Origin of the sequence: Tahibacter harae (assembly GCF_024437735.1) — a bacterium.
GTDB lineage: Bacteria > Pseudomonadota > Gammaproteobacteria > Xanthomonadales > Rhodanobacteraceae > Tahibacter > Tahibacter harae.
The window spans coordinates 1-6,729 of sequence record NZ_JANFQO010000053.1 but is presented as its reverse complement, the minus strand read 5'-3'; the positions used below and the strand labels follow the sequence as shown (position 1 = coordinate 6,729).

Sequence of the window (6,729 nt, the reverse complement as noted above, 5' to 3'; positions counted from 1 at the left end):
TGGGGCCGATCGGCAACATCCCGCCGGCAGAAGCTGAGGCGGCCTACTATCGGCAAATCCGTGAGCTCGCCATGGCGGCGTGACTCACACCAATGAGTCTCCGGGGTTCCCGGGGCGGTTCACATCAATGCGCATCGACTCGACAAACTACGCCCAGGCAAACAAGGCCCTTGCTTCGGTGCTCCTTCTTTACTATCACCTGCTCAGAGAAGGCGGCATCACGAACGACCAGACGGTCTACCTGGCGCCGGATGACTTCGATCCTTTCGTATACTTGACCGTTGAGGTGTCAGAAGACCAACGGAACGAGATTGACGAAACTTTGCTCCGGGAAGGCGCCGCGCTCTGCTTGCTCTGCGACCTAAATGACTTGGTGGCCGACTGCGACGCCGACGGCTCGACGCATCCGCTTCTCCAGAAGATCGTCGATGCGCTGACCCGGAATGCAGCATATGCCGTTCCGGAAGCACTGGTTATCGCCCAGGAGGTTTCAGCAAGCAAAGGCGAGCTGGACCACGAGCGCCTGAACACTAGGCTCAACGTCGTGTTTGAGAAATATGTCGTTGGGCGATTCAGGGCGTTGGCGCGGATCGACACAGCGGACCGAGGTTCGCGTTCGTAGCCAGACGTGGCGCCGATAGATCAATTCGACTGTCGGAAAATTCTGGAATGTGTGTGTCCCGGATTTCGGGTGTCAGAAGATTCCTGAATATGGGTGTCCCGGATTTCGCCTGACGATTCAGTGGCGCGGATCAGCACAGCGGGCAGAAGTTGACGCTCGTAGTCGGACCTGACGCGGATAGATCAATTCGACTGTCGGAAATTCTGGAGTGCGGGTGTCCCGGAATCGGCTGGCATCGACTGGGCCGGTGCCCCGAAATTCCGGAGCGTGGGTGTTCCAGGCTTCGGGGCGGGTGTCCCCGCCGAAGCGTGGGTGCGAACTTCCGCCGAAAATTCTGAAGCGTGGGTGTCCCGAACTTCCCGCCTACGGGAAATCCAAGGGGAGTTCGGTCAGAGAATTCTGGAGTGTGGGTGTCCCGGATTTCGGATTTCGTGGCCACAACGAAAAATGCCAGTCAGCGTTAACTGACCGGCATTGCGCCGCAGCGTTCTTTTTTCGGTGACCTTTTTCTCGAACTAGTGAACGCAGAACATTTGGCACACGTACTGCGTACCCGCATCAGAACACGCAAGCACTGTACGTCCGCAGTTCGCCGCAACGTTGCCCGTGTTCAAAATCCCGTTCCGATTGGTTGTGATGAAGCGCCCCATGTCGCGTGCTGCTTCGCGCCCACCCGGCCCCCATCTGCGCTCGATCGTGCGCTCGGCCGAACTAGGGTAGGAGACATTTTCAGCATCAGTTGCGCCGGCGTATTCAATTTTCACACCGGTCTTCGACGTTGTAAGTTTTGCCGCGATGCACTCTCCCTTGCTGTTGCAGAACTCAACCAACGTTTCCTTGGTCGGCCCGTCCGCCAGCGTTGCACCGACTGAGGCGCCATCGGTGCCCACGTCAATGGTGACGTTTTCAAGTGCGACGCCGATATCGTGAAGCGCCTCGGCCATGCCATTTCCCAGCTGCGCAGTTGTTGACCTGCTGCTCAGCATAAAGGCCAGTCGCTGCATAAACAGGCGGCCTTCACCGCTTCCCGGACCATCCCACGCGACATCGGGAGGGCTGAAGGGGCGCGGACCAAGGGTGCCCGGTGTTTGTCCGACCCGCTCAAGTTCGGCGCGATGCTGTGCCTGTTTGAACCAGCTTCGATCTGTTGCCCACAGCCTGTCTGCCGCCGCGAAGATCGGAACCATTCCCGGATCAACGACCATTTCGTACAAATCGCGGCCGGACGGGGATGCGCGAGAAAAGTCCATGGGCTCAGACGCGACAAACACCCCGTCTATTGCCCCGGTAGCGCGCGCCGAATCGAGATAGACCGCGAACTTGCGCAACCTATGATTGGTGAAGTTATAGACAAACCTGACCCCAAGCCCGGGCTTGGTGAGCGCAGCTTGCTCTTCCTGGGCGAGGGTGCAGCCATGGCAGGGATAGCCGGGTACTGCGGCGCTGCTGGTTTGCGCCATACCAATGCCTGCTGCTGCAAGCACTAGCGACAGAAGAAAACGCTTCATTGCTCAATACCTTTGAGGGCCCCAGAAGCTTCATAAGTCCCCCTGTTTGACGCATGAAGTTCTACAAATGTACCAGTCTCATCACAGCCCGTGTCAAGGCAGTTGTCGCAGAATTGCTTTGCGAGTGCCCCTACGCTGTCGTTCTTTTCAGTAGTTGCAAAGCTATAGCAACCCTCTGGATTGTGAGTCACCAGGTGCAACACGATAGGCAAGTAATTGCTCATCGCCGCGCAGGCATCAGTAGCGACGGCGAAGCAGGCCCCCAGCAGGTGAAGCCGCTCGCGAACCCAGCCCTTTCGATGTTCGAAACTCGCGTCGCACGCACCACTGGACGCAGTGGTAGCAACCTTGAGCGCCTTCCGGCGGGATGAATTGGTAGCGGGGGTGGGCCATGGAGGCAGCATGGCTCGCCGGGGTGAGTGGCCGGCTACAGAAAATCTGGACAAATTGGGTCGGAAAGTTCTGAAATGTGGGTGTCCCAGACTTCGCTGCATCGCCACCAAGAGTTCTTGAGCTTCCTGCGCGATCTCGATAACGCCGTCCCCGACAAACTGGACGTGCACTGCATCGTCGACAACTACGCCACACATTCGCATCCGAAGGTAAAAGCATGGTTAGCGGCTCGCCCGCGCTGGCACATGCATTTCATTCCCACCTACAGCTCCTGGCTCAATCAGGTGGAGCGCTTCTTTGCTCTGATCACGGACAAAGCCATTCGACGTGGCTCTTTCAAGAGCGTCCCCCAACTCGTCCGGCGCATCGACACCTTTGTCCAGAACTACAACACGCGCTGCCAACCCTTCCGGTGGACGGCAACCGCCGAATCCATCCTCGCCAAGCTTGAGCGACTTTGCTCACGTATTAGCGGGACAGGACACTAGAAGCGGTTGCCAGTCAGCCGAAACAGGCGCAACGCCGCAATACCTGCCAGCAGGCCGGCCAGCAGTACGAGTACAGAACGAGCAAGCGTTGGGACGGGTGTCGCAGCGGGTGTCACAGCCCTTGTTAGAAGAACCGTTGCTCTATCGTTGGAGGGATTAGGGTCCAAATAGAAACTCGGCAGTCCCACGCTGACTGGCGTCACCGCCTGTGCCGCGGGAGTGAGTTCTAGCCGAAACCGACAGGTGCGCGTTTCACCCACGGCGATATCCGGTGCATTCGGAAAGGCTGGATACCAGAAAAGATACCAATACGATGCAGCGGAACCATCTACAACGGTCAAAAACATGGGGCAGTCGGTCCAAGCACCGCCGGGCAGATAGATCTGATCGTAAACGTCGGGCCCTGTAATCAACAAACGACGCACAGGCGCTGGGCCATTGTTGGTGACACCGAGGGTAAATTCTACGGGTTGCCCCGGCCTCAGCGCTGCTGTTGGTGCTGCGGTCAAGGTAATTGCTATGTCGGAGGGAACCTGCACGGTACCTGCTGACGCCCGAGCGGACAGCAGAGCCAGAACCAGCATCGGCACGAACTTAGCAACACCGAGCATCCATTTGCTCACAGTGAAAAGTCGTCAGCAAAAATTCGACCGAGACTAAGTCGATACTGAGCTGTTACTGGAGCAAATTCGTTCAGCACTCTCGCATTTTCGCGCTGGTCCGGCCTACCAGTTCTAAACCAATCAACCCATATATCAGCGTTCGAAAAATTCAATATCCGGCTGCAGGGCGACGTGCACAGACTTGGCGATAATGGATATGACATGATGGTGCGCGCCCCGCCTTCGATGTTGGTTTGCCAATGGCCCAATGCCCAGGCTCGAAGCGGCGTCGCGTTTGAATTGGATTCGGGGTTATGGTTCGCACCGATTAGGTGTGCGAGTTCATGTGAAAAGCTGAAATCCGCGATCGCACAACTGCGGGCTACAACACCAAGGGCGTTGGGAGCGAAGGAAGTGCCAGGTGGCGGAGCACCTCCCATGCCCGGTGTGTTGGCTATGCCACAGGTGATGGGGCTTGCGCCTACCTCTGTAACCAAAATCACGACGTCAGCGGCCCAGAAATCCCGAAGGGCAGTTGGCGTTGGATCAGCGGCCAGATAGTCCAAAAGTAGCGACAAATTGCTCGAATCAGAGCGGGCGACCCATTTTGCTTTCGTCAGAGCGATTCCAGTCCCTACATTGCTGTTATCGAACGCAAGTTGGACCTGATCCACGGCACTCTGCGCGAAAAGCCGAGTACCAGCAGCGCCACCGGTTGGATCATAAAACTGTCTTACGCCTTCGGTGTATAGAACCAGCACATCGATGACCGAGTCCACCGCCACCTCCCGCATAGCTATCGGCGAGATCGTGGGAAGCAGCGAAGGCATGGCTACTGGAGTAGCTTCGCCAGGAAGTTGACTCTGGTCGTAGCGAGTCAGTTGCAAACCCCCGGCATTCGAACCTTCGATGCTGTAGTTTGCGTTGATGCAAGATAAAGTCGCGTGGATCTTATTACTGTCTACAGTAAAAACCGCGCTGCAATCGCCGCCGCGACCATTCCATACAAACCCCTCGGGTCCACGCCGCTCTGCACGCCCACGATAAAGAACTACCGCAGTACGATCCGGAAGATTTACAGTCAGGCTTGATGGCAACGTGGCCAACAACGCAAGGTTCACCGTAGCCGGCCATACCATGGCGATTGCTGCGCTGTCGCCCGAGCCAGCTGAACCGAGATGGACGAACAAATCCGAGGAAGTGGGCCCAGACACTTCGCTCGACCCTACGTCAAAGCTTGTGAGGATGACACCAGCATTGACCGAGGGAGCTGCTGCACTCAGCAACGCAAATGCAATTGCGAATCTGGACGCCATGACGTTCTCAACCGCCCCTGAAGACGCGCTGAGCATGCTTCTATGCTTGCAGCCGAGTCAAGCCGCTGCGCACAATTCTCCACACGCAACCGAATTGCCCGAACACACCGTTGCTTCAGCCATGCGTTTCGTCGCACTTATTAGGAACTTGTACGACAGTATGTTCAGCACACCGCATCGGCGACCCAACAAACGAAAACCTTGTCGTCACTACCCCTCGGCGCCAAACCGACATTCTGTGCTCGTACTCGCTGTCAGTAGACGGGAAGATTGGGAAGATTGGGACACCCACTGGAAGACCGGGGCGCCCGCCGTTTTCGACACGCGCCGCTGAGGAATCCCAATCTGGCTCGTTGAGAGTTCAGGTCAGAAAACTCCGAAATGAGGGTGGCCCGAATTTCGTGGAATCTGATGGACAAGTGAGCGGTGGCAGGAACCCAGGGATGGGTCCGAGAATCGGGAGTGTGGATGTCCCAGACTCCCTTAATTTAACTTGCCTCCATTTGTCGCAACCTTCCAGCTAAAGATGAGGATGAGTCCTGCAATAAGGCCCAGCAGACCAAGTCTGGACATAGCAGGAACGGGCGCCACCGCCACCGGAACCCGATTTGCGACAAACACGAAGTCGAGCCTGTTGTTTTCAAGGTTCAGATCAATGTCATTGACATTTGAATAGGCATAAAAACCGCCAGCCAGACTAGTTCTAGTAGACGAGTGGAAAACGACGTCAAAAAGACAAGTACGAAATTCCCCGGCAGGAATGGAATCGAAGTAGTAGACGAACGCCATCCCGATATTCCCATCGGGCAATGGCTCAGATACAAATCTCTCGACAGAGCACCCGGAAATCGGCGGAACGACTTCGTAGGGTGGCGGGGAGTTTGTGATGTAGAAACCATCGCCTCCAACATAAAGCGTCGATGGGCGAATTGGTATTGTGCCAGCAGCATCAGGGCCGGCATTCCGCAGCGTCAGTTCAACCGTGTTACGACCGCCGGGACCAAATGTTCTCGGCGACATGCTGGCGCTGAGCGACAAATCCACCTGAGGCCTGGTTCCAGCCAGGGCGGGGACTGACAGGAAACCGACCAGGCAGAGAGCTAACATCATCTTCAAGCACGAAATACTCAACTTCGAAAACCTAACCATCCCGCCTCCGAGCCCTTTAGTAGGGGGTACCGGCGCACACGCTTACACCGTCGAATCCGTTGGAAAAGATAGTGTCGCCCCCAGAACGATTGCGGAATGCCTAAGCAGATGGTTGCCCATGATCGCATAGGCGTGAACCGCCACGTCGAAGCAAGCCCCAACAGGTGAAGCCGCTCGCGAATTCAGTCCGGCCGATGCTCGAAACTCTGCCTGTCAACACGTCATCTCCGCAGAGGAAGGCGCGTCGCACGCATCGCTGGACGCGGTGCCAGCAGCCTTGAGCACCTTCCGGCGGGATGAGTTGGGAGCGGGGCGGGCCATAAAGGCAGCATGGCTCGCCGGATCAGTGGTCGCTTACGGGAAATCTAGGGGAGTTCGGTCGGAAAATTCTGGAGTGTGGGTGTCCCGGATTGCGCTATTAACCGCCATCTACTCGCCGCGCTGCTCGCCCTGACCAGCGGCGCCGCTTCCGCGGAAATCGTCACGGTGCGCTATGAGTTCTTCGACGACGCCGCCTATTCCTACCGTTACGGCTGGTTCGGTTCGGACCTTGGCCCGACCGAGGGAACCATCCTCGGTGCAAAACTGGTACTGAAGGATTACCGCGTGCCAGCCGGCCTGGACGCTGCCCACTTCCACTTTGACTTCGCA

The 6,729-nt window shown here is 57.1% G+C and carries 6 protein-coding genes and 1 pseudogene; 3 read left to right on the top strand and 4 right to left on the bottom strand.

The genetic code is table 11. From position 1 onward, the window contains the following. Window positions 1-127 precede the first annotated feature (127 nt). Window positions 128-622 carry a hypothetical protein gene (locus tag NM961_RS23660; RefSeq protein WP_255916898.1) on the top strand — a complete coding sequence of 165 codons (495 nt, stop codon included), beginning with the start codon at window positions 128-130 and terminating at the stop codon, window positions 620-622. A gap of 515 nt (window positions 623-1,137) precedes the next feature. Here NM961_RS23660 and NM961_RS23655 read toward each other — a convergent pair. Further along, entirely contained in the window at window positions 1,138-2,130 is a 993-nt protein-coding gene (locus NM961_RS23655; protein ID WP_255916897.1) for a hypothetical protein, read from the bottom strand. 491 nt (window positions 2,131-2,621) lie between these two features. On the opposite strand from NM961_RS23655, the pseudogene NM961_RS23650 reads away from it, so the two are divergent. Further along, window positions 2,622-3,011: pseudogene (locus NM961_RS23650) on the top strand (transposase); the annotation flags it as partial. On the opposite strand, the gene NM961_RS23645 reads toward NM961_RS23650, so the two are convergent. From NM961_RS23645 to NM961_RS23635, 3 genes are all read right to left on the bottom strand, one after another. Continuing rightward, window positions 3,008-3,634 carry a DUF11 domain-containing protein gene (locus NM961_RS23645; RefSeq protein WP_255916896.1) on the bottom strand — a complete coding sequence of 209 codons (627 nt, stop codon included), beginning with the start codon at window positions 3,632-3,634 and terminating at the stop codon, window positions 3,008-3,010. The pseudogene NM961_RS23650 and the gene NM961_RS23645 sit on opposite strands and share 4 nt — an antisense overlap. Beyond that, window positions 3,631-4,965, bottom strand: a complete 1,335-nt coding sequence (locus NM961_RS23640) for a M12 family metallo-peptidase (protein ID WP_255916895.1) — start codon at window positions 4,963-4,965, stop codon at window positions 3,631-3,633. Before NM961_RS23640 ends, NM961_RS23645 begins: the two co-directional genes overlap by 4 nt. A gap of 447 nt (window positions 4,966-5,412) precedes the next feature. Next, on the bottom strand, window positions 5,413-6,045 hold the full coding sequence (locus NM961_RS23635) for a hypothetical protein (RefSeq protein ID WP_255916894.1): 633 nt from the start codon (window positions 6,043-6,045) through the stop codon (window positions 5,413-5,415). Window positions 6,046-6,474: 429 nt separating this feature from the next. On the opposite strand from NM961_RS23635, the gene NM961_RS23630 reads away from it, so the two are divergent. Further along, window positions 6,475-6,729 (top strand): hypothetical protein (locus tag NM961_RS23630; protein WP_255916893.1); only part of this gene is annotated, 255 nt, incomplete at its 3' end.